At 62.2% G+C, this 24998-nt stretch carries 23 protein-coding genes and 1 pseudogene; 1 reads left to right on the forward strand and 23 read right to left on the reverse strand.

Features of this window, described 5'->3' with window-relative positions; genetic code table 11:
• From VA602_RS06230 to VA602_RS06270, 9 genes and pseudogenes are all read right to left on the reverse strand, one after another.
• Positions 1 to 166 (reverse strand): annotated as a pseudogene (locus VA602_RS06230) (IS5/IS1182 family transposase); the annotation flags it as partial.
• A gap of 558 nt (positions 167 to 724) precedes the next feature.
• Entirely contained in the window at positions 725 to 1732 is a 1008-nt protein-coding gene (rpoS, locus tag VA602_RS06235; protein ID WP_054891052.1) for an RNA polymerase sigma factor RpoS, read from the reverse strand.
• 109 nt (positions 1733 to 1841) lie between these two features.
• Positions 1842 to 2702: a peptidoglycan DD-metalloendopeptidase family protein gene (locus VA602_RS06240; RefSeq protein ID WP_323452788.1), complete on the reverse strand. Its 861-nt coding sequence runs from the start codon at positions 2700 to 2702 to the stop codon at positions 1842 to 1844.
• A gap of 188 nt (positions 2703 to 2890) precedes the next feature.
• On the reverse strand, positions 2891 to 3529 hold the full coding sequence (locus VA602_RS06245) for a protein-L-isoaspartate(D-aspartate) O-methyltransferase (RefSeq protein WP_162714454.1): 639 nt from the start codon (positions 3527 to 3529) through the stop codon (positions 2891 to 2893).
• A gap of 41 nt (positions 3530 to 3570) precedes the next feature.
• Positions 3571 to 4320 (reverse strand): 5'/3'-nucleotidase SurE, encoded by a 750-nt coding sequence (surE, locus tag VA602_RS06250; RefSeq protein ID WP_054891055.1) that lies wholly within the window; start codon positions 4318 to 4320, stop codon positions 3571 to 3573.
• Complete coding sequence (gene truD, locus VA602_RS06255) at positions 4308 to 5366, reverse strand: tRNA pseudouridine(13) synthase TruD (RefSeq protein ID WP_323452789.1); 1059 nt, start codon at positions 5364 to 5366, stop codon at positions 4308 to 4310. The genes surE and truD overlap by 13 nt, the downstream gene beginning before the upstream one ends.
• Positions 5363 to 5836: a 2-C-methyl-D-erythritol 2,4-cyclodiphosphate synthase gene (ispF, locus tag VA602_RS06260; RefSeq protein ID WP_054891057.1), complete on the reverse strand. Its 474-nt coding sequence runs from the start codon at positions 5834 to 5836 to the stop codon at positions 5363 to 5365. Before ispF ends, truD begins: the two co-directional genes overlap by 4 nt.
• A gap of 72 nt (positions 5837 to 5908) precedes the next feature.
• On the reverse strand, positions 5909 to 6763 hold the full coding sequence (gene fghA, locus VA602_RS06265) for an S-formylglutathione hydrolase (RefSeq protein ID WP_323452790.1): 855 nt from the start codon (positions 6761 to 6763) through the stop codon (positions 5909 to 5911).
• An 8-nt stretch (positions 6764 to 6771) separates the two neighbouring features.
• Positions 6772 to 7884, reverse strand: coding sequence for an S-(hydroxymethyl)glutathione dehydrogenase/class III alcohol dehydrogenase (locus tag VA602_RS06270; protein WP_009686067.1), 1113 nt, complete (start codon positions 7882 to 7884; stop codon positions 6772 to 6774).
• 106 nt (positions 7885 to 7990) lie between these two features.
• On the opposite strand from VA602_RS06270, the gene VA602_RS06275 reads away from it, so the two are divergent.
• Positions 7991 to 8887: a LysR substrate-binding domain-containing protein gene (locus VA602_RS06275; RefSeq protein WP_323452791.1), complete on the forward strand. Its 897-nt coding sequence runs from the start codon at positions 7991 to 7993 to the stop codon at positions 8885 to 8887.
• Between the two features lie 31 nt (positions 8888 to 8918).
• Here the strand turns inward: VA602_RS06275 and ispD are convergent, their stop codons facing one another.
• From ispD to VA602_RS06345, 14 genes are all read right to left on the reverse strand, one after another.
• Positions 8919 to 9626 carry a 2-C-methyl-D-erythritol 4-phosphate cytidylyltransferase gene (gene ispD / locus VA602_RS06280; protein ID WP_323452792.1) on the reverse strand — a complete coding sequence of 236 codons (708 nt, stop codon included), beginning with the start codon at positions 9624 to 9626 and terminating at the stop codon, positions 8919 to 8921.
• The gene (gene ftsB / locus VA602_RS06285) at positions 9623 to 9904 is read right to left on the reverse strand and encodes a cell division protein FtsB (protein WP_054891061.1); all 282 of its coding nucleotides are present in this window, start codon (positions 9902 to 9904) and stop codon (positions 9623 to 9625) included. The genes ispD and ftsB overlap by 4 nt, the downstream gene beginning before the upstream one ends.
• 156 nt (positions 9905 to 10060) lie before the next feature.
• Positions 10061 to 11350: a phosphopyruvate hydratase gene (gene eno / locus VA602_RS06290; protein WP_054891062.1), complete on the reverse strand. Its 1290-nt coding sequence runs from the start codon at positions 11348 to 11350 to the stop codon at positions 10061 to 10063.
• A gap of 153 nt (positions 11351 to 11503) precedes the next feature.
• Positions 11504 to 12349: a 3-deoxy-8-phosphooctulonate synthase gene (kdsA, locus tag VA602_RS06295; protein WP_323452793.1), complete on the reverse strand. Its 846-nt coding sequence runs from the start codon at positions 12347 to 12349 to the stop codon at positions 11504 to 11506.
• A gap of 3 nt (positions 12350 to 12352) precedes the next feature.
• On the reverse strand, positions 12353 to 13981 hold the full coding sequence (locus tag VA602_RS06300) for a CTP synthase (RefSeq protein ID WP_054891064.1): 1629 nt from the start codon (positions 13979 to 13981) through the stop codon (positions 12353 to 12355).
• A 269-nt stretch (positions 13982 to 14250) separates the two neighbouring features.
• Positions 14251 to 15546 carry a tRNA lysidine(34) synthetase TilS gene (gene tilS, locus VA602_RS06305; protein WP_323452794.1) on the reverse strand — a complete coding sequence of 432 codons (1296 nt, stop codon included), beginning with the start codon at positions 15544 to 15546 and terminating at the stop codon, positions 14251 to 14253.
• Between the two features lie 105 nt (positions 15547 to 15651).
• Positions 15652 to 16599 carry an acetyl-CoA carboxylase carboxyl transferase subunit alpha gene (accA, locus tag VA602_RS06310; protein ID WP_054891066.1) on the reverse strand — a complete coding sequence of 316 codons (948 nt, stop codon included), beginning with the start codon at positions 16597 to 16599 and terminating at the stop codon, positions 15652 to 15654.
• A 105-nt stretch (positions 16600 to 16704) separates the two neighbouring features.
• Positions 16705 to 20229 carry a DNA polymerase III subunit alpha gene (dnaE, locus tag VA602_RS06315; RefSeq protein WP_153773124.1) on the reverse strand — a complete coding sequence of 1175 codons (3525 nt, stop codon included), beginning with the start codon at positions 20227 to 20229 and terminating at the stop codon, positions 16705 to 16707.
• Positions 20230 to 20319: 90 nt separating this feature from the next.
• The gene (gene rnhB, locus VA602_RS06320; protein ID WP_054891068.1) at positions 20320 to 20943 is read right to left on the reverse strand and encodes a ribonuclease HII; all 624 of its coding nucleotides are present in this window, start codon (positions 20941 to 20943) and stop codon (positions 20320 to 20322) included.
• Between the two features lies 1 nt (position 20944).
• On the reverse strand, positions 20945 to 22072 hold the full coding sequence (gene lpxB / locus VA602_RS06325) for a lipid-A-disaccharide synthase (RefSeq protein WP_323452795.1): 1128 nt from the start codon (positions 22070 to 22072) through the stop codon (positions 20945 to 20947).
• A 1-nt stretch (position 22073) separates the two neighbouring features.
• A complete protein-coding gene (gene lpxA / locus VA602_RS06330) occupies positions 22074 to 22850 on the reverse strand; it encodes an acyl-ACP--UDP-N-acetylglucosamine O-acyltransferase (RefSeq protein ID WP_323452796.1) in 777 nt (258 codons plus the stop codon).
• On the reverse strand, positions 22847 to 23287 hold the full coding sequence (gene fabZ / locus VA602_RS06335) for a 3-hydroxyacyl-ACP dehydratase FabZ (RefSeq protein ID WP_054891071.1): 441 nt from the start codon (positions 23285 to 23287) through the stop codon (positions 22847 to 22849). Before fabZ ends, lpxA begins: the two co-directional genes overlap by 4 nt.
• A gap of 113 nt (positions 23288 to 23400) precedes the next feature.
• Positions 23401 to 24456 (reverse strand): UDP-3-O-(3-hydroxymyristoyl)glucosamine N-acyltransferase, encoded by a 1056-nt coding sequence (lpxD, locus tag VA602_RS06340; protein ID WP_323452797.1) that lies wholly within the window; start codon positions 24454 to 24456, stop codon positions 23401 to 23403.
• A 1-nt stretch (position 24457) separates the two neighbouring features.
• Positions 24458 to 24961, reverse strand: coding sequence for an OmpH family outer membrane protein (locus VA602_RS06345; RefSeq protein WP_054891073.1), 504 nt, complete (start codon positions 24959 to 24961; stop codon positions 24458 to 24460).
• Positions 24962 to 24998 lie beyond the last annotated feature (37 nt).

The following is a 24998-nucleotide window of genomic DNA, read 5'->3' on the forward strand; positions in this document are numbered from 1 at the left end:
GCCCGGTGGCCTTGGGCTGAGTTTTCTCAAAGCCGAGCTGACCCAGATCAAGCTTGGCGACATACAGGTCGATGACCCGTACGAGGTGATCTTCCGGGATCAATTCCTCCAGCGAGACCGGGAACAAGCTGGTCTGGCTGCGGGACTCTCCTTGTATGTAGGCCATAACGAAGAATGCTCCGTATCTTTCGATACGGAGCATTCTCTTAAAGGGCGGGGCAGATTGCTAGGTTTTCACACAGTCTGGCAAGGGCCTTTTTTGTGCCTGGCATTCGAGCTCATGCAAGCCCGAGCGAGGAGAAATCGCAGGCAAAAAAAAGGGGCGGTTTGACCCGCCCACATTTTTTCCGTAGTCCCTGCTTGTCCCATTCATCATCCTGATGAATCGCATCCTGCGATGTCCTTGGCAATCATCCTTGAAAGCCTGTGCCAGTCCGTCGGCACACTTCAGATACTAGCGATTTCCCCAGCGCGAGCAACCCGCGCACCTAACAAGATGCTACAGCTGACACATTTGCAAACATCGAAAAAATCCATGATTTTCAGATAGTTAAGAAAAAATCGTTGCTGAAAAAGGCAATTGTTTACTCTTGTTGGTAGCGAAGGCTTACACCACGAGTAAGCGATCTCTTACACGCCAAGCAACAGCGCTAGTAGGTTGAACAATTTCCCAGACAAAAAAATGCCCCGAGGTCATCGGGGCATTCTGTTTGCGCGCAGCAGCTTATTGGAACAGCGACTCGCTGGACAGGCCGTTTTTTTCCAGGATCTCACGCAGACGCTTGAGCCCCTCCACCTGGATCTGCCGTACACGCTCACGGGTGAGGCCAATCTCCAGGCCAACATCCTCGAGCGTACTGCTCTCATGGCCACGCAGGCCGAAGCGGCGAATCACCACCTCCCGCTGCTTGTCGGTCAGCTCACCCAGCCACTGGTCGATGCTCTGCGACAGGTCGTCGTCCTGCAGCAATTCACACGGATCGGTGGGGCGGTCATCGGTAAGGGTGTCGAGTAGCGTCTTGTCCGAATCCGGGCCCAAGGACACGTCGACCGAGGAGACACGCTCGTTGAGCCCAAGCATGCGCTTGACCTCAGCCACTGGTTTCTCCAGCAGCCCGGCAATTTCTTCGGGGGACGGCTCATGGTCGAGCTTCTGGGTAAGCTCGCGCGCAGCGCGCAGGTAGACGTTCAGTTCCTTGACCACGTGGATCGGCAGGCGAATGGTGCGGGTCTGGTTCATGATCGCCCGTTCGATGGTCTGGCGGATCCACCAGGTCGCGTAGGTCGAGAAACGGAAGCCGCGCTCCGGATCGAACTTCTCCACGGCGCGGATCAGCCCCAGGTTGCCCTCCTCGATCAAGTCGAGCAGCGACAGGCCACGATTGACGTAGCGGCGGGCGATCTTCACGACCAAACGCAGGTTGCTCTCGATCATGCGTTTGCGGCCGGCCGGGTCGCCCTTCTGCGACAGGCGCGCGAAGTGCACTTCCTCTTCCGGGGAGAGCAGTGGCGAGAAACCGATTTCGTTGAGGTACAGCTGCGTGGCGTCGAGCGCACGGCTGTAATCGATGTACTTGTGCTGCTTGAGCGATGAGCCCGTTTTGGCCCTGGTCCGAACCGAAGGTACAGCAGGTTCGTCTGACACCACATCCGTTTCCAAAACGATACCTGTCTCCATCAGGAGGAGGTCATCGTCGATGTCAAACTCCGGCACTTCTTTGCTGAGAGCCATTGTTATAGTCCTTTGCTGAGTTCGAACCTCAGACTCTAGCGTCGCCTGATTCCCTGGCAGCGCTAAAGCCTGTCCCCTTTACGTCCTCAGGAACAGGCTGGTGCAACAATCAACGGCGTGGCAGGAACTGGAGTGGGTCGACGGGTTTGCCCTGGCGGCGAATCTCGAAATGCAGCTTCACCCGATCAGTGCCCGTAGACCCCATTTCTGCGATCGTCTGCCCTGCCTTGACCTGCTGCCCCTCCCGAACCATGAGCCTGCGGTTGTGGCCGTAGGCACTGACGTAGGTATCATTGTGCTTGATGATGATGAGTTCGCCGTAGCCCCGCAAGCCACTCCCGGCGTAAACCACCGCACCATCAGATGCAGCAAAAACAGGCTGTCCCAAATCTCCGGCGATATCAATGCCTTTATTCAAACTACCGTTTGAAGCGAATTTTCCAATCAGCACGCCGTTCGCCGGCCAAGTCCAGCCCCCCACCGCACGCTCTGCGGCCGGCACCTGGGTGACGGTCGGAGCGGTCGTGGCAGGGGACGATGTTGCCGGCTTGTCGCTATTTGTTACTGGCGGGGTCTGCGTACCAACCGGGCGGCGAATGACCGTGGTCCTGCTCGACGACGAGGGACCGGACGATACGACGGTGGTGGAGCCTCCAGCGCCGCTGCTGAAACGAATCGGCTGGCCAGGACGGATGGTGTAGGGCGCCGAGATGCCATTGCGCGCGGCCAGCTCCTTGTAGTCCCAGCCGTAGCGGAAGGCGATAGAGAACAGGGTATCGCCAGGTTTGACCACATACTGCCCCGAGGTCACGGTCGGACGCTTGGGTGCCGCGTTGTTGCGATCGACCACCCGAGCGCCACTGGAGCCGGTGCTGGAGCATCCCGCCAGCAAGGTTCCCATGGCCAGCGCAATCACCAGAAGCTTGAAACCCGACCGATCCTTGCGCTGCCGAATGATTGTGTGACCCACCCGCGCTCCCCTCATGGTGCCGAAATCTGGATATGACGATATGCAATATTGTTTCAATTATAACCGAGCCCGACCCGCTTGGGTGGCCCGTACGGGCGCTGTCATTCTGGCGGGGTTTGCCTCACCCCGCCAGATAGACAAGCCCGCGGCGCAAGAATTCGTTACAACCGCACATATTCCGTCGGCCGTCAGGCCAGTGGTCCGTTGAGCAGCGGCACGAAGCGTACGGCGCCCAGCACCCGGCGCGAGAAGCCCTGTTCCTCACGAACGATCAGCAACAGTTGCTGTGCTTCGCCCGCCGCCCCCACCGGAATCACCATACGTCCGCCGGGTGCCAACTGATCGAGCAAGGCCTGGGGGACTTCCGGCGCCACCGCGGTGACGATGATGGCGTTGTAAGGCGCCAGCGCCGGCCAGCCTTCGCAACCGTCGCCCCAACGAAACACCACGTTACGCAGGTTGAGCTCGACCAGACGCTCCTTGGCACGATCCTGCAGCACCTTGATCCGCTCGACCGAAAACACACGCTCGACCAACTGCGCCAGGATGGCGGTCTGGTAACCAGAACCGGTGCCGATCTCCAGCACCTTGTCCAGCGGGCCGGCCTCCAGCAGCAGTTCGCTCATGTGCGCAACCATGAATGGCTGGGAAATCGTCTGGTTATGGCCGATCGGCAGCGCAGTATCTTCATACGCCCGATGGGCCAAGGCTTCATCGACGAACAGGTGGCGAGGGGTGCGGCGAATGGTCTCGAGCACCTTGGTGTTCGATACGCCCTCTTCATACAAGCGTTGGATCAGGCGCTCCCGGGTACGCTGGGAGGTCATGCCAATGCCGCCACGGCGCTGAAGATCATCCTGTTCGCGCATCAAAGCAGCCCCTCCAGCCAGCCATCGAGGCGCTCGAAGGCATCGTTGAAGGTGCGATCCAGTTGCAGCGGCGTGATCGATACATAGCCTTGCATCACTGCATGGAAGTCAGTGCCCGGGCCGCCGTCCTCGGCGTCACCGGCCACGGCGATCCAGTAGCCTTCCTTGCCGCGCGGATTGACGACCTTGGTCGGTGCGGCCGCACGTGCCCTGTGCCCCAGACGGGTGAGGCGTATACCGCGGATATGCTCCAGCGGGAGGTTGGGGATGTTGACGTTGAGCACGGTGCGCGCCGGCAGTTCCAGACGCGACTGCGCCTCGACAAGGCGCCGGGCGATATGGGCGGCAGTCGGCAGGTTGTCCGGCAGGCGCGACAGCAGCGAGAACGCCAGCGAAGTGCCGCCGAGAAAACGGCCTTCCAATGCAGCGGCAACCGTGCCGGAGTACAGCACGTCGTCGCCCAGGTTGGCGCCAAGGTTGATTCCGGAGACGACCATGTCGGGCGTTTCCGGCAACAGGCCGTTGAGCCCCAGGTGCACGCAATCGGTGGGCGTGCCGTTGAGGCTGATGAAACCGTTGGCCAACACCTGTGGGTGCAGTGGCCGGTCGAGCGTCAGCGAACTGCTGGCGCCGCTTTTGTCTTGATCCGGGGCGATCACCACGCACTCGGCATAGTCCTGCAGCGCACCGTGAAGCGCAGCGAGGCCGGGGGCGGTAACACCGTCGTCGTTGGAAATCAGAATACGCATGGGCTTTCCGTCTGCCCTGCCGGCACCAGATCCACAAGTTCGCGCACCACCACGGTGGCGAAGCATCCGGCCGGAAGGACGAATTCCAGTTGCAGGATATCAGGCTCGGGATAATGCCACGTCAGCCGCCCAATAGGGAGCCGCAGGATGCGCCGTTCGTGATCCAGTCCTGCCCTGCCCAGCCATTTGCAGAGTGCCGGATGGCGCTCACCGACTGCCGTTTCCAGCGCCGCGGTCCCGCCCGCGCTTGACGGAAGACCCGCGCCCCACAGGGGTCCGGTGGGATGAAGGTCGAGAATTGCCAGCCGAGGATCGGAGCATTCCTGCTCGCCAGCCGGAAAAAAGCTACGGCTATCCGTGAAGGCCAGAAGATCGCCAACCTGCGCCTGGTTCCAGCTTCCGTCCGCCACTCGCGCCGCCAGAACCTGATTGAACAGGTAGCTGCGTCCCGCAGACAGCAGCCGCGAACGCACATTGCGCTGCTCCGGCAGCGCCTCTCGAGACGCCCATTCGAGTGCATCGTGGACGTTTCCGCCGGCATGACCGAAACGCTGGGTACCGAAATAGTTCGGTACGCCTTGCACCTTGAGCTGTTCCAGACGTGCATCCAGCGCCTGGTGATCGGCGCTCAGTGCCGTCAGTCGCAGGGTGAAACCATTGGCCGAGTGCGCGCCGCGCTGCAGTTTGCGCTGGTGACGCACCTGTTTGAGCACGCGCAGGCTGTCGTCTTCGGCACGGGACAGGTCAGGATCGGACTTGCCCGGCAGATGCAGACTGAACCACTGCCGGGTCAACGCCTGACGGTCCTTCAGGCCGGCATAACTGATGGCACGAACCGGTACACCGGCCGCGCGCGCCAGGCGTCGGGCCGCTTCCTCGGTGTTCAGGTCGCGCTTCTCGACCCACAGCCACAGGTGCTCGCCTTGACCAGACAGTGGGATGTCGAGCACTTCATCGACCTGAAAATCATCGGCGACCGCCTTGAGCACGGCGCGGCCAAGGGTCTCGCCGCTGGCGCGCGGGCCCAGCAGTTCCAGTTCGGTCATGCTGGCAGCAACAGGGCGACCGCATGCACGGCGATGCCCTCCTCACGGCCAGTGAAGCCGAGCTTTTCCTCGGTGGTCGCCTTGACGTTGACCTGGTCGAGCTCGACCTGCAGGTCCTCGGCGATGAAGCGGCGCATGGTGTCGATGTGCGGCGCCATCTTCGGCGCCTGGGCGACGATGGTGGCGTCGACGTTGCCCACCTTCCAGCCCTTGGCCTGCACGACAGCCACCACATGACGCAGCAGCACGCGGCTGTCAGCGCCCTTGAACTGCGGGTCGGTGTCGGGAAAATGCTTGCCGATGTCACCCAGCGCAGCAGCGCCAAGCAAGGCATCGCTCAGGGCGTGCAGCAGCACATCACCATCGGAATGGGCCAGCAGGCCGTATTTGTGGGGAATACGCACCCCGCCCAAGGTAATGAAATCACCGTCAGCAAAACGGTGCACATCGTAGCCGTGGCCAATACGCATAGAAAAACGCCCTGATTGAGTCAGGGCGTGATTCTACCTGCTTTGGCCGCTATTGGGGCCGCTGCTGCATCACTACACCCGCCCAAGTGCGACGGCGTGATGACGCAGGTGCTCATCGATGAAGCTGGCGATGAAGTAGTAGCTATGGTCATACCCCGGCTGCAGCCTAAGGGTCAGTTCATGCCCTCCTTTGCGCGCCGCCTGCTCCAACGCTGCTGGCTTGAGCTGCTTGTCGAGGAAGTCATCGCGATCGCCCTGGTCGACCAACAGCGGTGAGCACTGGCCAGCCGGGGTGTCGGCCAGCAGCACGCTGGCATCCCATTCACGCCAGCGCGCGCGGTCATCACCCAGGTAGCGGGAGAAGGCTTTTTCGCCCCACGGGCAATCCATCGGGTTGCTGATCGGCGAGAACGCCGACACCGATCGGTAGCGCCCCGGGTTGCGCAGGGCACAGACCAACGCCCCATGCCCGCCCATCGAATGACCACTGATACTGCGCTGATCGGACGCAGGGAAATGCGCCTCGATCAGCGCCGGCAGCTCCTGCACCACGTAATCGTGCATGCGGTAATGCTGGGCCCAGGGCTGCTGGGTGGCGTTGAGGTAGAAGCCGGCGCCGAGCCCGAAATCCCAGGCCCCCTCCGGATCACCGGGCACCTGCTCGCCACGCGGGCTGGTGTCGGGCGCGACGATGATCAGGCCTAGCTCGGCGGCCAGACGCTGGGCGCCGGCCTTCTGCATGAAATTCTCGTCGGTGCAGGTAAGGCCACTGAGCCAGTACAGCACCGGCAGTTTCTCGCCCTGCTCGGCCTGCGGTGGCAGGTAGACGGCGAACACCATGTCGCAGCCCAGCACCTTGGAGTGATGCTTGTAGCGCTTGTGCCAGCCGCCGAAGCTCTTCTGGCAGGAGATGTTGTCCAGGCTCATGGCTGACCTCAGAAGTGGATCACGCTGCGGATGCTCTTGCCTTCATGCATCAGGTCGAAGGCCTTGTTGATGTCCTCCAGACCCATGGTGTGGGTAATGAAGGTGTCCAGCGGAATCTCGCCCTTCTCGGACATTTCCACGTAGCTTGGCAGCTCGCTGCGGCCACGCACGCCGCCGAATGCCGAACCGCGCCATACCCGGCCGGTAACCAACTGGAATGGACGGGTGGCGATTTCCTGGCCGGCGCCGGCCACACCGATGATCACCGACTCGCCCCAGCCCTTGTGGCAGCACTCGAGCGCCGCACGCATCAGTTGGACATTGCCGATGCATTCGAAGGAAAAGTCCACACCGCCATCGGTGAGGTCGACGATCACTTCCTGGATCGGACGATCGTAGTCCTTCGGATTGATGCAGTCGGTAGCGCCCAGCTGGCGGGCAATCTCGAACTTGGCCGGGTTGATGTCGATGGCGATGATGCGCGAGGCCTTGGCCTTCACCGCACCGATCACCGCCGACAGACCAATGCCGCCCAGGCCGAAAATGGCCACGGTGTCACCCGGCTTGACCTTGGCGGTGTTGAGTACCGCACCGATACCGGTGGTCACGCCGCAACCGAGCAGGCAGACCTTCTCCAGCGGCGCTTCCTTCTGGATCTTGGCCACGGAGATTTCCGGCAGGACGGTGTACTCGGAGAAGGTCGAAGTGCCCATGTAGTGGAACAGCTGCTGCCCTTTGTAGCTGAAGCGTGTGGTGCCATCAGGCATCAGGCCCTTGCCCTGGGTGGCGCGGATGGCCTGGCACAGGTTGGTCTTGCCCGACAGGCAGAATTTGCACTTGCCGCATTCCGGGGTGTACAGCGGGATCACGTGGTCACCAACGGCCAGCGAAGTGACGCCCTCACCCACCGCTTCGACGATTGCCCCGCCCTCGTGACCGAGGATCGACGGGAAGATACCTTCCGGGTCCGCGCCGGAGAGTGTGTAGGCATCGGTATGGCAGACACCGCTGGCGACCACGCGCAGCAGTACCTCGCCCGCCTTGGGCATGGCCACGTCCACTTCGACGATTTCCAGGGGTTTCTTGGCCTCGAAGGCAACAGCGGCGCGGGACTTGATCATGAAGGGCTCCAAGCTAGGTATCGGTTCAGGTCACCAGTGTAATTCATGCTCTTTTGATGAATAATCCGAGCGAATGCAAAACATTATTGCCAGGCAGGGATAATCAATGAGTAGTCGCTGGGAAGGAATCGACGAGTTCGTCGCGGTCGCCGAGTCGGGCCAGTTCACCGCGGCCGCCGAACGACTGGGGGTTTCCTCATCGCATATCAGCCGACAGATCGCTCGCCTGGAGGAACGCCTGCAAACCCGCCTGCTGTACCGCAGCACCCGGCGTGTGACCCTGAGTGAGGCCGGGCAGACCTTCCTGCAACACTGCCAGCGTTTGCAGGATGGCCGCGAAGAAGCGCTGCGCGCGATGGGGGACCTGGCCAGCGAACCCAAAGGTCTGCTGCGCATGACCTGCGCGGTGGCCTACGGCGAGCGTTTCATCGTGCCACTGGTGACTCGTTTCATGACGCTGTATCCCCAGTTGCGCGTCGAGGTGGAGCTGAGCAACCGCACCCTGGACCTGCTGCACGAGGGCATGGACCTGGCTATTCGCCTGGGACGCCTACAGGATTCACGCCTGGTGGCCACGCGCCTCGCACCGCGGCGCATGTACCTGTGTGCATCGCCAGCGTATCTGGAGCGTTACGGCCGACCGCACAGCCTGTCGGAACTGGCGCGGCACAATTGCCTGGTGGGCAGTTCGGATCTGTGGGTGCTGCAGCAGGATGGCCGTGAAATCAGCCAACGGGTTCAAGGCAACTGGCGCTGCAACAGCGGCCAGGCGGTACTCGACGCGGCGCTGCAGGGAATGGGGTTGTGTCAGTTACCGGATTACTACGTGCTCGAGCATCTGCATGCCGGGGCACTGGTGTCACTGCTAGAGGCGCACCAACCGCCCAACACCGCGGTGTGGGCGCTGTATCCGCAACAGCGGCACCTGTCACCCAAGGTACGGCGGTTGGTCGACTATCTGAAGGACGGGTTGGCAGGATTGCCGGAGTATCAGCCAGGCTGAGCCCGCAAAGAAGCGGGCACAGGCTAAAGCCTCAGCGCCGCCCAGCCCAGCGCTGACGCAACCACTCCAAATCTTCGGGCCGGGTCACCTTGATGTTGTCACTACGCCCTTCGATCAATCGCGGCGCATGCCCGGCCCATTCAATGGCGGAGGATTCATCGGTCACTGCCACATCCGCCACCAGGCACTCGGCAAGCGCCCGGTGCAGCATGCCAAGCCGGAACATCTGCGGCGTGTAGGCCTGCCATACGGTGGTGCGGTCCACCGTGGCGCTGACCCGGCCACTCGCGTCGGCACGCTTGAGGGTATCGCGCGCAGGCACCGCCAGCAGCCCGCCCACCGGATCATCGGCCAGCTCCGACAGCAGCTTGTCCAGATCGCTGCGCGCCAGGTTCGGCCGCGCAGCATCGTGCACCAGTACCCAGTCGTCGTCGGCCGCCCCTTGGGCGTGCAACAGCAACAGGGCATTCAATACCGAATCGGCACGCTCGCGCCCACCCGCTGCGCGCTGGATGCGCCTATCATTCGCACAGCGCAAGCCAGGCCAGTAAGGATCTTCTTCGGCAACGCTGACCACCACCCCCTTGAGCGTGGGATGGTCGAGAAAACAGTCGAGGCTATGCTCGAGGATGGTCTGCCGGCCCAGTTGCAGATACTGCTTGGGGCGGTCGGCAGCCATGCGGGCACCAATGCCCGCGGCAGGAATCACGGCCCAGAAGGCCGGCAGTTCATGGATCATTTCTGTGGCAACTGGTAGAGGGTTTCGCCCTCCTTGACCATCCCCAGTTCATGACGAGCCCGTTCTTCCACGGTCTCCATACCTTTCTTCAACTCCAGCACTTCAGCGTCGAGCACGCGATTGCGTTCCAGCAGCCGTTCGTTTTCGGCATGCTGGTCGGCGATCTGCTGTTGCAGCTCGGCCACTTGCGCCAGGCTGCCATTACCGACCCAGAGGCGATATTGCAGGCCTCCGAGCAACAACAGCAGGACGAGGAACAACCAATAGGGACTGCGCATGAAGATATCCAGGGTAAAAGGCCGCCGCAGCGAGCTTCCGATAGCACGAAGCCTGGCCGAGGCCAGGCTTCGTCGACAGAAACCCGTTTGAAGGCGCTGAACGCTCAGTGAGAACGCTCAGACAGCCCCGGCTGCTGCCTTTTTACCATCTCTTGCTCAGCCGCGAAACTCGGCACGGCCACGGTAGACGGCCTTGGCGCCCAGTTGCTCTTCGATACGCAGCAATTGGTTGTACTTCGAGACGCGGTCGGAGCGGCACAGCGAACCGGTCTTGATCTGGCCTGCAGCAGTACCGACAGCCAGGTCGGCGATGGTCGAGTCTTCGGTTTCACCGGAACGGTGCGAGATCACCGCGGTGTAGCCAGCGGCCTTGGCCATCTGGATGGCTTCCAGGGTTTCGGTCAGCGAGCCGATCTGGTTGAACTTGATCAGGATCGAGTTACCGATGCCCTTCTCGATGCCTTCTTTCAGGATCTTGGTGTTGGTCACGAACAGGTCATCGCCGACCAGTTGCACCTTGGCACCGATCTTGTCGGTCAGGATCTTCCAGCCAGCCCAGTCGGACTCGTCCAGGCCGTCTTCGATCGAGATGATCGGGAAGCGCTCAGTCAGGCCTTTCAGGTAGTCGGCGAAACCTTCGGCGTCGAACGACTTGCCTTCACCAGACAGGTTGTACTTGCCGTCTTCGTAGAACTCGGAAGCGGCGCAGTCCAGGGCCAGGGTGACGTCGGTGCCCAGCTTGTAGCCGGCCTTCTCGACTGCTTCGGCGATGGCCGCCAGGGCGTCTTCGTTGGAGGCCAGGTTCGGGGCAAAGCCACCTTCGTCACCCACGGCAGTGTTCAGGCCACGAGCCTTGAGGACAGCCTTGAGGTGGTGGAAGATCTCGGTGCCCATGCGCAGGCCGTCGGAGAAGGTCTTGGCGCCGACCGGCTGGACCATGAACTCCTGGATGTCGACGTTGTTGTCGGCGTGCTCGCCGCCGTTGATGATGTTCATCATCGGCACCGGCATCGAGTACTGGCCTGGGGTGCCGTTGAGGTTGGCGATGTGTGCGTACAGCGGCAGGTCCTGGTCCTGTGCAGCAGCCTTGGCAGCGGCCAGGGACACGGCGAGGATGGCGTTGGCGCCAAGCTTGGCCTTGTTCTCGGTACCGTCCAGTTCGATCATGGCGCGGTCGAGAGCTTTCTGGTCGGAAGGATCCTTGCCCAGCAGCAGGTCACGGATCGGACCATTGATGTTGCCGACAGCCTTCAGCACGCCCTTGCCCAGGTAACGGCTCTTGTCGCCATCACGCAGCTCCAGCGCTTCGCGCGAGCCAGTGGAAGCACCAGACGGCGCGCAAGCGCTGCCGATGATGCCGTTGTCAAGCAGCACATCGGCTTCCACGGTGGGGTTGCCACGCGAATCGAGAACTTCACGACCTTTGATGTCGACGATCTTTGCCATTGTTGTAAGCACTCCAGAATTGACGAAAACAACGCAGCTTTGGGAATTCTTGCCGTTCACCAGGCGACATGGCACGGGCAGGCCTGGCGAAGGGAGCCCCTGACCGGCAGGCCAGGGGGTGGAACGGGCGGTACTTTACCCGAGAAACGAGCTTTACGCGGTCTCTACCGTCGGAAAACTTTTCACCAGGTCGTCCAGTTGCTTGAGCTGCGCCAGGAATGGCTCCAGCTTGTCCAAGCGCAGGGCGCATGGGCCATCGCACTTGGCGTTGTCCGGGTCCGGGTGAGCCTCGAGGAACAGGCCGGCCAGGCCCTGGCTCATGCCCGCCTTGGCCAGGTCGGTGACCTGGGCACGGCGACCGCCGGCGGAGTCGGCACGACCACCCGGCGTCTGCAGCGAGTGGGTGACATCGAAGAACACCGGGTACTCGAACTGCTTCATGATGCCGAAGCCAAGCATGTCGACCACCAGGTTGTTGTAGCCGAAGCTCGAACCGCGCTCGCAGAGGATGAGCTGGTCGTTACCGGCCTCGACGCACTTGGCGAGGATGTGCTTCATCTCGTGCGGGGCGAGGAACTGGGCCTTCTTGATGTTGATCACCGCGCCGGTCTTGGCCATGGCCACTACCAGGTCGGTCTGGCGCGAGAGAAACGCCGGCAGCTGGATGATGTCGCAGACCTTGGCCACCGGTTCGCACTGGTAGGGTTCGTGCACATCGGTGATCACCGGCACGTTGAAGGTGCGTTTGATCTCCTCGAAGATCTTCAGCCCTTCTTCCATGCCCGGACCACGATACGAGGCCACCGACGAACGGTTGGCCTTGTCGAAGCTGGCCTTGAACACGTACGGGATGCCGAGCTTCTCGGTCACCCGCACGTACTCCTCGCAGACCTTCAGGGCCAGGTCACGGGACTCCAGGACGTTCATGCCGCCGAACAGGACGAACGGCTTGTCGTTGGCGATCTCGATGCTGCCGACGCGAATGATCTTCTGGGTCATGGATCAGGCCTTGTTCTTCTGTGCCAGGGCTGCCTTGACGAAACCGCTGAACAGCGGGTGACCGTCACGAGGCGTGGAGGTGAACTCCGGGTGGAACTGGCAGGCGACGAACCATGGGTGATCCTTCGACTCGACCACTTCGACCAGCGCGCCATCTTCGGAACGACCGGAAACCACCAGGCCGGCGTCAATCAGTTGCGGCAGCAGGTTGTTGTTCACTTCGTAGCGGTGACGGTGACGCTCGGTGATCACGTCGCTGCCGTAGCAGTCGTGGACCTTGGAACCGGCGATCAGCTGGCAGTCCTGCGCGCCCAGGCGCATGGTGCCGCCCAGGTCGGAGGCTTCGGTACGGGTTTCGACGGCACCGGTGGCATCGGCCCACTCGGTGATCAGACCGACGACCGGGTGCGCGCCGTTGCGATCGAACTCGGTGGAGTTGGCGTCTTTCCAGCCCACCACGTTACGGGCGAACTCGATGACCGCGACCTGCATGCCCAGGCAGATGCCCAGGTACGGAACCTTGTTCTCACGGGCGAACTGCACGGCCTTGATCTTGCCTTCCACGCCACGCAGACCGAAGCCGCCCGGCACCAGGATGGCGTCGGCGCCTTCGAGCAGGCCGGTGCCCTGGTTCTCGATGTCTTCGGAATCGATGTAGCGCAGGTTGACCTTGGTGCGGTTGGTGATGCCGGCGTGGCTCATCGCTTCGATCAGCGACTTGTACGCATCCAGCAGCTCCATGTACTTGCCGACCATGGCGATGGTGACTTCATGCTCGGGATTGAGCTTGGCGTCGACGACCTTGTCCCACTCGGACAGGTCGGCGCCATTGCACTGCAGGCCGAAGCGCTCGACGACGAAGTCATCCAGGCCCTGTGCGTGCAGCACGCCCGGAATCTTATAGATGGTGTCGACGTCTTCCAGCGAAATCACCGCACGCTCTTCGACGTTGGTGAACAGGGCGATCTTGCGGCGCGAAGAGGCATCGACCGGGTGGTCGGAGCGGCAGATCAGCACGTCAGGCTGCAGGCCGATGGAGCGCAGCTCCTTGACCGAGTGCTGAGTAGGCTTGGTCTTAGTTTCGCCGGCGGTGGCGATGTACGGCACCAGCGTCAGGTGCATCAGCATGGCGCGCTTGGAACCCACTTCGACACGCAACTGACGGATGGCTTCGAGGAATGGCTGCGACTCGATGTCGCCCACGGTGCCGCCGATCTCGACCAGGGCCACATCGGCATCGCCGGCGCCCTTGATGATGCGACGCTTGATTTCGTCGGTGATGTGCGGGATGACCTGGATGGTCGCGCCCAGGTAGTCACCACGGCGTTCCTTGCGCAGCACGTGCTCGTAGATACGGCCGGTGGTGAAGTTGTTGTTCTGGGTCATCGTGGTGCGGATGAACCGCTCGTAGTGGCCCAGGTCGAGGTCGGTCTCGGCACCGTCGTGGGTGACGAACACTTCACCGTGCTGGAACGGGCTCATGGTACCCGGATCGACGTTGATGTACGGGTCCAGCTTGAGCATGGTGACCTTGAGCCCCCGCGCTTCCAGGATGGCCGCCAGGGAAGCCGAGGCAATGCCTTTCCCCAATGAAGAAACAACACCGCCCGTGACGAATATGTAGCGCGTCATGAAAAACCCTAGAAGTCTGCGTTAAGGCGGCCAGCGCCGCCGGAGAAAGCGAAGGAAGGCCGAAGCCCCCGATCACCTGCGTCAATCACAGTGCATCTCGAACAACTGCCGCGTCTGTACAGACCGGGGGTATCCCCAGTGTGGAGCTCGCTCGTCATTTTAAGAATCAGCCCAGCAAAAAACTGCTTGGTAATCGGCAACTCCTGTGTTTTCGCGGAACCCACAGAAGCTGTATCAAGAAGGGAGGGTAGTCTACCGGAATGTACCCTTCAGCTCAAACCTTGCACGTTCGTCGGCGGCTGCCACTGCAGTTGCCAGTCGGTCTGCCCCAGCTCCGGCAGGTTGGCCACCGCCAGCAGGCGCTCGCCCTGCCAAAGCAGTGGCAGGCGATGACGCACGAAGTGCGGCACGCGGTGCTCGTTGAGCAGGCGCTTCAGGTCGCGGTGACCGCGCCCTGGAATATCGAGGACTTCGCCGCCCTGGCGATAGGTGACATGCAGGCCAGGCCCAGGAATGGCACCCACCAGCTGCAAGCTGCCATTGCCGGGTAACGAGAGCGGCTGGCTCGGATCCGGCCAAGGCGCCCCGCCCTGCGGCGCTTGCAGCCAATCGCCGCTCAACCACCACAGCCGTCCATGGCTGCGCTGCAGCTCGCCATCGGTCAAGCGCCAGAGCGGCTGGGCATCGGCTGCCGCATCACGCAGGTTGTCCCAGCCGGCCCAATGGCGGCTATCAGGTAGACGTGTACGACTGCTCAGCCAGTACTGCAAGGCGTTACGCTGGCGCGCCGGCGAGAGCGCCGCCAGCACTCCCATGTCCAGCGAGTCCAGGCATTGCCAAGGCACCACTGCTCCGGCGCTTGCGGCCGCGATGTCGGAGGCGGCGAGTTCGTCCAGTAGCGCCAGGGCCTCGCCCAGGTGCGCGGAACTGCGTGCCAGGCTCTGGCTCGCTTGCGGCCAGCGCTGGCGTAGCAGCGGGAACACTTCGGCGCGCAGGAAATTGCGGGCGAAGCGGGTATCGGTGTTGGACGGGTCTTCGATCCATCTCAGCCCCGATGCCTGGGCATATCGCTGCAACTGATCCCGCGCCAGATCAAGCAACGGCCTGACCAACTGCCCCTGCCCCAGCGGACGGGAAGCAGGCATCGCCGCCAGGCCGCGCAGACCGGCACCACGCAACAGGCGAAACAGCAGCGTCTCTGCCTGGTCTTCGCGGTGCTGGCCGGTGAACAGTACTTCGCCAGGGCGCAGAAGCGCTGTGAACGCGTCGTATCGCGCGGTGCGGGCGGCTTGCTCGAGACTGGCGACAGGCTCGACCTGGACATGGATCACGCGCAGTTCGATACCCAGCGCATCACAGACCTGCTGACAATGTGCAGGCCAAGCGTCGGCGGCCGCTTGCAGACCGTGATGAATATGCACGGCACGCAATGGCGGTGCTTCATGATCCCGAGCGTAGTCGACGAGCAGGTTCAGCAGGACGGTGGAGTCGAGGCCGCCGGAGAAGGCGACGTGCCAGGCGGGGGCGTTGAGCCAGGGGGAAAGGAATTGGGTGAGGTCGTGCATGGTTGCCTCACTGAGGACCGCATCGCGGGGCAAGCCCGCTCCCACAGACGACGCACGAGTGGGAGACGGCTTGCCTGCGAATGGGGCGCCAGGCGCCCCTGCCAATCAGAGACCGTAGCTCATCAGGCGATCGTAGCGACGCTTGAGCAGGGTATCGTTGTCGAGCTTGCCCAGCATGTCGAGCTGCTCGAGCAGGTCGGCACGGATGCTGGCGGACATCTTGGCCGGATCGCGGTGAGCGCCGCCCAGTGGCTCGCCGATCACCTTGTCGACGATGTTCAGGCTCTTCAAGCGCTCAGCGGTGATGCCCATTGCTTCGGCAGCGTCCGGCGCCTTGTCGGAGGTCTTCCACAGGATCGAGGCGCAACCTTCCGGCGAAATCACCGAGTAGGTGGAGTATTGCAGCATGTTCAGCTGGTCGCACACGCCGATAGCCAGTGCGCCGCCCGAACCACCTTCACCGATCACGGTGGCGATGATCGGGGTTTTCAGGCGCGCCATGACGCGCAGGTTCCAGGCGATGGCCTCGCTCTGGTTACGCTCTTCGGCGTCGATACCCGGATAGGCACCTGGGGTGTCGATGAAGGTCAGGATCGGCATCTTGAAGCGCTCGGCCATCTCCATCAGGCGGCAGGCCTTGCGGTAGCCTTCAGGACGCGGCATGCCGAAGTTACGGCGGACCTTCTCACGCACTTCGCGGCCCTTCTGGTGACCGATGACCATCACCGGCTTGCCGTCCAGGCGCGCGGTACCGCCAACGATCGCGGCGTCGTCGGAGAAGTGACGGTCGCCGTGCAGCTCTTCGAACTCGGTGAAGATGTGGTCGATGTAGTCCAGGGTGTACGGACGACGCGGGTGGCGTGCCAGGCGGGCAATCTGCCAGCTGGTCAGGTTGCCGAAGATGCTTTCGGTCAGGGTGCTGCTCTTGTCTTGCAGACGGGCAATTTCATCGCTGATGTTCAGCGAGTTGTCGTTACCGACCAGGCGCAGCTCTTCGATCTTGGCTTGCAGGTCGGCAATCGGCTGTTCGAAATCGAGAAAATTCGGGTTCATAGGCATCCGTCTTGGGTCTACGGCCAGGCGGCCGGCCGGTTGATCCGTTTGGCGCCATACCTTACGGGATCTGGCGCATTCAGGTCGAGATTAAAATTCGTCGTTTCAACGGTATTGCAGGAAGACGTTCTCACGTCCGAACTGGTCACGCAGCGCCTGAATCAGGCCATCGGCGGGGTCGATCGACCACTCGTCGCCGAACTGCAGCATGGCCTTGGCATCGCTGCCGGTGTACTCGAGCGTGATCGGGCAACCGCCGCGATGACGGGTGATCAGCTCGCCCAGCCAGGCCAGGCGATCGCCCTTGAGCGCTTCGTGGGCGATCTTCAGGCGCAGGCTTTCGGCCAGTTTGGTGCGGGCATCCTCCATGGTCATCACCTGCTTGACGCGCAGGCGCAGGCCGCCGGAGAAGTCGTCGTTGCTGACCTCGCCTTCGACCACCACCATGGCGTCGGTCTGCAGCAGCGCCTGGGCCGCCATGAAGGCATCGGCGAATAACGAAGCCTCGATGCGACCGGAGCGGTCGTCGAGGGTGACGAAGCCCATCTTGTCACCCTTCTTGTTCTTCATCACCCGCAGGGCAATGATCATCCCCGCGATGGTCTGGGTCTCGCGCGAAGGCTTGAGGTCGACGATGCGCTGACGAGCGAAACGGCGGATCTCGGTTTCGTACTCATCGATCGGATGACCGGTGAGATACAACCCGAGGGTGTCCTTTTCGCCTTTCAGCCGCTCCTTGAGCGTGAGCTCGCGGACCTTGCGGTGGTTGGCATAGACATCGGAGTCTTCCTCGACGAACAGCCCACCGAACAGGTCGATATGCCCGCTGTCAGCGGTGCGGGCGGTCTGCTCGGCCGACTTGATGGCCTCCTCGAGCGCCGACAGCAGCACCGCGCGGTTGCGGTCGATGTTGGCCTGATAGGCCTTGATCTCGTCATGGAAGTGCGGGCCCAGGCGATCCAGCGCACCGCTGCGGATCAGCGCATCGAGGGTACGCTTGTTGATGCGCTTGAGGTCGACGCGCTCGCAGAAGTCGAACAGGTCCTTGAACGGTCCACCTTCGGCGCGCGCCTCGACGATCGCCTCCACCGGGCCTTCACCCACACCCTTGATCGCACCCAGGCCGTAGACGATACGACCGTCGTTGTTGACGGTGAACTTGAAGTCGGAGAAGTTCACGTCCGGCGCGTCGAGGCGCAACTTCATGCTGCGCACTTCCTCGACCAGCACCACCACCTTGTCGGTGTTGTGCATATCCGCCGACAACACCGCAGCCATGAACGGCGCCGGGTAGTGGGTCTTGAGCCAAGCGGTCTGGTACGAGACCAGGCCATAGGCCGCGGAGTGAGACTTGTTGAAGCCGTAACCTGCGAATTTCTCTACCAGATCAAAGATGTTACCGGCCAGGTCCGCATCGATGTTGTTAGCCACGCAGCCTTCGATGAAACCGCCGCGTTGCTTGGCCATTTCCTCGGGCTTCTTCTTGCCCATCGCCCGGCGCAGCATGTCGGCGCCACCCAGCGTGTAGCCGGCCATCACCTGCGCGATCTGCATCACCTGTTCCTGGTACAGGATGATGCCGTAGGTGGGGGCCAGTACCGGCTTGAGGCCTTCATACTGGTAATCGGAGTGCGGGTAGGCCAGCTCCGCGCGGCCGTGCTTGCGGTTGATGAAGTCATCCACCATGCCCGACTGCAGCGGGCCGGGGCGGAACAAGGCCACCAGTGCGATGAGGTCTTCCAGGCAGTCAGGCTTGAGCTTCTTGATCAGCTCTTTCATGCCGCGCGATTCAAGCTGGAACACCGCTGTGGTCTCGGCCTTCTGCAACAGCTCGTAGGTCTTGCGGTCGTCCAGCGGGATGAAGTCGATGTTGACGTCGGGCAGGTTTTTCTTCTTCTGCTCGCGGTTGATGATCTCCATCGCCCACTTGATGATCGTCAGTGTCCGCAGGCCGAGGAAGTCGAACTTCACCAGGCCGGCAGCCTCGACGTCGTCCTTGTCGAACTGGGTCACCAGGCCGCCGCCCTCTTCGTCACAGGCGATCGGCGAGAAATCGGTGAGTTTGGTCGGCGCGATCACCACGCCACCGGCGTGCTTGCCGGTACCGCGAGTGACCCCCTCGAGCTTGAGGGCCATGTCCCAGATTTCGCGAGCGTCTTCGTCGCCCTTGAGGAAGTCGCGCAGGATCTCTTCCTGCTCGTAGGCCTTCTCCAGGGTCATGCCCACTTCGAACGGGATCATCTTCGACAGGCGATCGGCCAGGCCGTAGGACTTGCCCTGCACACGCGCCACGTCACGCACCACCGCCTTCGCGGCCATGGTGCCGAAGGTGATGATCTGGCTCACCGCATTGCGCCCGTAGGCCTCGGCCACGTAGTCGATCACCCGGTCGCGACCATCCATGCAGAAGTCGACGTCGAAGTCGGGCATGGAAATACGTTCAGGGTTGAGGAAGCGCTCGAACAGCAGGTCGTAGGCCAGCGGGTCGAGGTCGGTGATCTTCAGTACGTAGGCCACCAGGGAGCCAGCACCCGAACCCCGCCCAGGGCCCACCGGCACGTCGTTGTTCTTGGCCCACTTGATGAAGTCCATAACGATCAGGAAGTAACCGGGGAAGCCCATCTGGATGATGATATCCAGCTCGAACTTCAGGCGATCCAGGTAGACCTGGCGCTTCTCTTCGTAATTGGGGGTGGTCTCTTTCGGCCAGAGCACGGCCAGACGCTCTTCCAGGCCCTCGTAGGAGACGTGGCGCAGGTAGTCGTCGATGCCCATGCCGTTGGGCGTTGGAAAGTCGGGGAGGAAGTACTTGCCCAACTGCACCGTGATGTTGCAGCGCTTGGCGATCTCGACGGTGTTGGCGATGGCGTCCGGCAGGTCGCTGAACAGCTCGGCCATCTCCTCGGGCGACTTGAGGTACTGCTGGTCGCTGTAGGCGCGTGGGCGCCGCGGGTCGTCCAGGGTCCAGCCCTCGCCGATGCAGACGCGGGTCTCGTGGGCATCGAAGTCGGACTGTTTGATGAAGCGCACATCGTTGGTCGCCACCAGCGGCGCGCCGACCTTGTCGGCGAGGGCAACGGCAGCATGCAGGTATTCTTCGTCGCCCGCCCGGTTGGTGCGCTGCACTTCCACATAGAAGCGCTCCGGCAGCATCTGCATCCAGTCGCGCAACAGGGCCTCGGCCTCATCGGTACGACCGGAGAGCAGCGCCATGCCGATATCGCCCTCACGCGCGGCGGACAGGCCGATCAAGCCCTCGCTGGCGGGCGCGATCCATTCGCGCTGGATGATCACCAGGCCGTTGCGCTGGCCGTCGGTCCAGCCCTTGGAGATCAGCTCGGTCAGGTTGCGATAGCCTTGGGGATTCATCGCCAGGAAGCAGATGCGCGACAGCGGTGCCTCCGGATCGGCACCGGCCAGCCACAGGTCGGCGCCGCAGATCGGTTTGATCCCTGCGCCCATGGCGGTCTTGTAGAACTTCACCAGCGAGCACATGTTGCTCTGGTCGGTGATCGCCACCGCCGGCATGTTCATTCCAGCCAGGGCCTTGGCCAGCGGCTTGATCCGCACCAGGCCGTCGACCAGGGAGAACTCGGAGTGCACGCGAAGGTGAACGAAGGAGACCGACATTGAAGATCCTGTGGCAATGCTGAACGACAAGGGCGGGATTGTAGCGTAATTAGCCAGAATGTTTTGGGGCCGCATAGCGGCCCCGGCAGATCAGATCAGCGTGCTGGAAAGCCCTTCACGGACCTCCCACGCAGCCCTCACTGGTGCGAACGAACGCCGATGGATGGGCGTAGGCCCCAGTCGCGCCAGGGCTTCGAGGTGCAAAGGTGTCGGGTAGCCCTTGTGCCCGCCGATGCCGTAGCCCGGATAGATCAGCTCGAAGGCGCTCATCTCGCGGTCACGCGTGACCTTCGCCAGGATCGACGCGGCAGCGATGGCAGGCACCTGGGAGTCGCCCTTGACCACCGGCGCTGCTGGTACCGACAGTTTCGGGCAGCGGTTGCCATCGATCAACGCCAGTTTCGGCGTAACGCTCAACCCTTCCACCGCGCGCTGCATGGCCAGCATGGTGGCCTGCAGGATATTCAGCTGGTCGATCTCGACGACCGTGGCACGAGCGACACAGAAGGCCAGGGCCTTTTCGCAGATTTCGTCGAACAGCAGCTCGCGACGCGCCTCGGTAAGCTTCTTCGAGTCGTTCAGACCCAGGATCGGCCGCTGCGGATCAAGGATCACCGCTGCAGTGACCACGTCACCGCACAGTGGGCCACGCCCGACTTCGTCGACACCCGCGACCAGGTCTTCGACCAGGTTGAAATCAAGTCCCATCTGCATGTCATCGATCCTTCAACAATGCCAGCACCGCGTCGGCAGCCTGGTTCGAGGCGTCGCGGCGCAGGGTGCGGTGAATCTGATCGAAGCTATCGGTCTGCTCGCTACCGTCTGCCACCAAGGGAGCCAGCGTGGTTGCCAGCGCTTCGGGCGTTGCGGCGTCCTGCAGCAACTCGGGGACCAACAAACGCCGGGCCAGCAGGTTGGGCAGCGACACGTAGGAGCTCTTGACCATGCGCTTGAGAATCCAGAAGGTCAGCGGCGCAAGACGATAGGCGACGACCATCGGGCGCTTGTACAACAAGGCTTCGAGGGTTGCAGTGCCTGAAGCGATCAGCACCGCGTCACAGGCGGCCAGTGCCTGGTGCGACTGACCGTCGAGCAGGGTCAACGGCAGTTCGCGCCCCTGCAGCATCTGCTCGAGCTGAGCACGACGCGCCGGACTGGCACAGGGTGAAACGAAACGCACACCGGGTACCAGCGCCTGCAAGCGCTTGGCAGTATCGAGGAACAACTCGCCAAGGCGCCCCACTTCGCCGCCGCGACTGCCCGGCATCAAGGCTACCAGCGGCCCGTCGCCCAATCCCAGCGAAGCACGTGCCCCAGCACGATCGGCCTCCAGCGGGATAGTGTCAGCCAACGGGTGGCCGACGAAGCGGACCGGTACACCCTTTTCTTCGTAGAATTTCGCTTCGAAGGGCAACAGCGTCAGCATCAGGTCGCAGCCTTCGCGGATCTTCAGCACCCGCTTCTGCCGCCAGGCCCAGACCGACGGGCTGACGTAATGCACGGTCTTGATCCCGGCCTGACGCAACTTCAATTCGATGTTGAGGGTGAAATCCGGGGCGTCGATGCCGATGAACACGTCGGGCTTCTCGGCGATCAGTGTCTGGATCAGGTCCTTGCGCCGCTTGAGCAATTCACGCAGGCGCCCAAGCACCTCGACCAGCCCCATCACCGCCAGGCGCTCCATGGGGAAGTACGACTGCATGCCCTCGGCTTCCATCAACGGACCGCCGACGCCAATGAAGCGGACATCGGGATGGCGCGCCTTGAGCGCGCGCATCAGGCCGGAACCGAGGATATCGCCGCTGGCCTCACCGGCGACCAGCGCTACGCAAAGCGACGCCATGTCAGCGGGTGATGCCGCGGGCAGAATTGAGGATCGACTGGCGGAACAGTTCGACCTCCGGGTGCTGCCCGGCCAGTTCGTCCAGTTCCTTGATCGCCTCTTCCACGGTCAACCCCTGGCGATAGACGATCTTGTAGGCACGGCGCAAGCCATGAATGACCTCATCGCTGAAACCGCGACGGCGCATACCTTCAAAGTTCATGCTGCGCGCCTCGGCCGGACTGCCGAACACCGTGACGAACGCCGGAACATCTTTGCCGATCGCCGTGCCCATGCCAGAGAACGCGTGAGCGCCGATATGGCAGTACTGGTGCACCAGGGTATAGCCGGACAGGATCGCCCAGTCGCCCACATGCACATGACCGGCCAGCGCAGTATTGTTGACCAGGATGCAATGATTGCCGATCACGCTGTCATGACCGATATGGGCATAGGCCATGATCAGGTTGTGATCGCCAAGCGTGGTTTCCGAACGGTCCTGCACAGTGCCGCGGTGAATGGTGACGCCTTCGCGGATCACGTTGTGATCGCCGATCACCAGGCGCGTCGGCTCACCCTTGTACTTGAGGTCAGGTGTGTCTTCGCCGATGGAGCTGAACTGATAAATGCGGTTGTGCCTGCCAATCCGGGTAGGCCCCTTGAGCACTACATGCGGACCGATGACGGTGCCCTCCCCGATTTCGACATCGGGGCCTACGATCGACCAAGGGCCGACCTCGACGCCGTCAGCCAGCCTGGCCGACGGATCGATGATCGCCCGCGGATCAATCGAACTCATAGGGAGCGTTCCGCGCAGGTGATCTCGGCCGAGCAGACGGCCTTGCCGTCGACCAGAGCACGGCACTCGAACTTCCAGATCATGCTCTTGCGGCTGAGGAACTTGGCCTCCAGCACGAGCTGGTCACCCGGCAGCACTGGCTGGCGGAAACGCAGCTTGTCGGAGCCGACGAAGTAGTAAAGAGTGCCATCGGCAGGCTTCGCATCGAGCATCTTGAAGCCGAGAATCCCGGCCGCCTGGGCCATCGCCTCGATGATCAGCACGCCCGGCATGATAGGGTGCGCCGGGAAATGGCCGTTGAAGAACGGCTCGTTGATGCTGACATTCTTGTAGGCACGAATGCTCTGGGCCTCGAAGTCCAGCTCCGTGACCCGGTCCACCAGCAGGAACGGGTAACGGTGAGGCAGGTATTCGCGAATCTCGTTGATGTCCATCATTTCGGGGGGAAGCCTGTAATAAGAATAGGGAGCGCAGGTGCTGACCACACGCTCCTTTTGCAGTCCAAAGAGGAGCCAGCTAGCGACTGTTCACTCTTGCTCAGGAAATGGTATCAGCCTTCTGATGCCGGCTGGCCACCTGAGGTCACGGTCTCGACGCGTTTTTCCAGTTGCTGCAGACGCTTGGACATCTCGTCGAGCTGACGTATACGTGCTGCGCTCTTGCGCCAATCGGCCAACGGCTGCATGGCAGTACCGGAAGAATAGCCGCCCGGCTCGGTGATCGAGCGGGTGACCATGGTCATGCCGGAGACGAAGACGTTGTCGCAAACATCAATATGACCGACCATGCCGACGCCACCCGCGATCATGCAGTGCTTGCCGATGCGCGTGCTGCCGGAAATCCCGACGCAAGCCGCCATCGCGGTATGGTCGCCGATCTGCACGTTGTGGGCGATCTGAATCTGGTTGTCGAGCTTGACGCCATTGCCGATTCGCGTGTCCGAGAGCGCGCCTCGGTCCACAGCCGTGTTGACACCGATTTCCACATCGTCACCGAGCGTCACGCCGCCGATCTGGGCAATCTTCTGCCACACACCTTTCTCGTTGGCGAAACCGAAGCCTTCACCACCGATCACCGCACCCGACTGAATGACGACACGCTTGCCGATCGTGACATCGTGGTACAGCGTCACACGAGGGGCAAGCCAGCCACCTTCGCCGATGATGCAGCGGGCACCGACAAAGCAATGCGCGCCAACGGTCACGTTCGCACCGATGCGCGCACCGCTTTCGATGACCGCGAACGGCCCGATGCTGGCGCTGGCATCCACCTGCGCATCGTCCGCTACCACGGCGCTGGGATGAACTCCCGCCACAGCCTTGGGCTTTGGATCGAACAGGTGAGAAATACGGGCGTAGGCCAGGTAGGGATCAGGGACGATCAGCGCATTGCCGGTGAAGCCTTCGGCATCCTCGGCCTTGATCAGTACCGCTGCCGCCTGGCTGTCATCCAGGAATTTGCGGTATTGACGATTGGCGAGAAAGCTCAGCTGCCCCGGACCGGCTTCCTGCAAGGTGGCCAGTCCGGTGATTTCAAGCGACTCGGGGCCACTGAGCGTGGCCCCGAGGGTCTCGGCCAACTGACCGAGCGTCATGGTTACGGTCATATCAACGCGCTTGGTTCATGCGCTCGATGACCTGGCGGGTGATGTCATACTGAGGCTTGACATCGATTACCGCACCACGCTCGAGCACCAGGTCGAAACCACCTTTCTTGATGACTTCCTCGACGGCACCGTCGAGCTTAGGCTTGAGCTGCTTGAGCATATCGCGGTCAGCAACGGCCTTGGCTTCGTTCAGTTCCTTGGACTGGAACTGGAAGTCACGGGCTTTTTGCTTGAACTCGAGCTCCAGGCGCTCACGCTCCTGCTGCTGCATCTTGTCGCCACCCTTGATCAGTCGATCCTGGATGCCCTTGGCGCTGCTTTCGAGAGTTTTCAGCTGGTTCAGTTGAGGACCGAACTTCTTCTCGGCATCGACAGCGTACTTCTTGGCGGCGTCGGATTCGAGCAGCGCCATCTGGTAGTTCAGAACGGCAATCTTCATTTCGGCGAAAGCCGGGGTGGCGACCAGCGCCGCGGCCACTACGGCCAGTTGAGTCAACTTACGCACGATGCACTCCTGGATAAACCGTTGTCGTTAAGCAAGG

Source organism: Pseudomonas machongensis, assembly GCF_034961125.1.
In the GTDB taxonomy this organism is placed as follows: domain Bacteria; phylum Pseudomonadota; class Gammaproteobacteria; order Pseudomonadales; family Pseudomonadaceae; genus Aquipseudomonas; species Aquipseudomonas machongensis.

Coding starts and splice junctions, on each gene's coding strand:
- kdsA (WP_323452793.1), bottom strand. CDS start 12,349: ATGACCCAGAAGATCATTCGCGTCGGCAGCATCGAGATCGCCAACGAC.
- truD (WP_323452789.1), bottom strand. CDS start 5,366: ATGACCGAACTGGAACTGCTGGGCCCGCGCGCCAGCGGCGAGACCCTT.
- VA602_RS06275 (WP_323452791.1), top strand. CDS start 7,991: ATGAGTAGTCGCTGGGAAGGAATCGACGAGTTCGTCGCGGTCGCCGAG.
- rnhB (WP_054891068.1), bottom strand. CDS start 20,943: ATGCAGATGGGACTTGATTTCAACCTGGTCGAAGACCTGGTCGCGGGT.
- lpxB (WP_323452795.1), bottom strand. CDS start 22,072: ATGGCGTCGCTTTGCGTAGCGCTGGTCGCCGGTGAGGCCAGCGGCGAT.
- VA602_RS06300 (WP_054891064.1), bottom strand. CDS start 13,981: ATGACGCGCTACATATTCGTCACGGGCGGTGTTGTTTCTTCATTGGGG.
- eno (WP_054891062.1), bottom strand. CDS start 11,350: ATGGCAAAGATCGTCGACATCAAAGGTCGTGAAGTTCTCGATTCGCGT.
- lpxD (WP_323452797.1), bottom strand. CDS start 24,456: ATGACCGTAACCATGACGCTCGGTCAGTTGGCCGAGACCCTCGGGGCC.
- lpxA (WP_323452796.1), bottom strand. CDS start 22,850: ATGAGTTCGATTGATCCGCGGGCGATCATCGATCCGTCGGCCAGGCTG.
- dnaE (WP_153773124.1), bottom strand. CDS start 20,229: ATGTCGGTCTCCTTCGTTCACCTTCGCGTGCACTCCGAGTTCTCCCTG.
- VA602_RS06270 (WP_009686067.1), bottom strand. CDS start 7,884: ATGATCAAGTCCCGCGCCGCTGTTGCCTTCGAGGCCAAGAAACCCCTG.
- rpoS (WP_054891052.1), bottom strand. CDS start 1,732: ATGGCTCTCAGCAAAGAAGTGCCGGAGTTTGACATCGACGATGACCTC.
- surE (WP_054891055.1), bottom strand. CDS start 4,320: ATGCGTATTCTGATTTCCAACGACGACGGTGTTACCGCCCCCGGCCTC.
- ispD (WP_323452792.1), bottom strand. CDS start 9,626: ATGATCCATGAACTGCCGGCCTTCTGGGCCGTGATTCCTGCCGCGGGC.
- fabZ (WP_054891071.1), bottom strand. CDS start 23,287: ATGATGGACATCAACGAGATTCGCGAATACCTGCCTCACCGTTACCCG.
- tilS (WP_323452794.1), bottom strand. CDS start 15,546: ATGCACGACCTCACCCAATTCCTTTCCCCCTGGCTCAACGCCCCCGCC.
- fghA (WP_323452790.1), bottom strand. CDS start 6,763: ATGAGCCTGGACAACATCTCCTGCCAGAAGAGCTTCGGCGGCTGGCAC.
- accA (WP_054891066.1), bottom strand. CDS start 16,599: ATGAACCCGAATTTTCTCGATTTCGAACAGCCGATTGCCGACCTGCAA.
- VA602_RS06245 (WP_162714454.1), bottom strand. CDS start 3,529: ATGACCTCCCAGCGTACCCGGGAGCGCCTGATCCAACGCTTGTATGAA.
- ispF (WP_054891057.1), bottom strand. CDS start 5,836: ATGCGTATTGGCCACGGCTACGATGTGCACCGTTTTGCTGACGGTGAT.
- ftsB (WP_054891061.1), bottom strand. CDS start 9,904: ATGCGCAGTCCCTATTGGTTGTTCCTCGTCCTGCTGTTGTTGCTCGGA.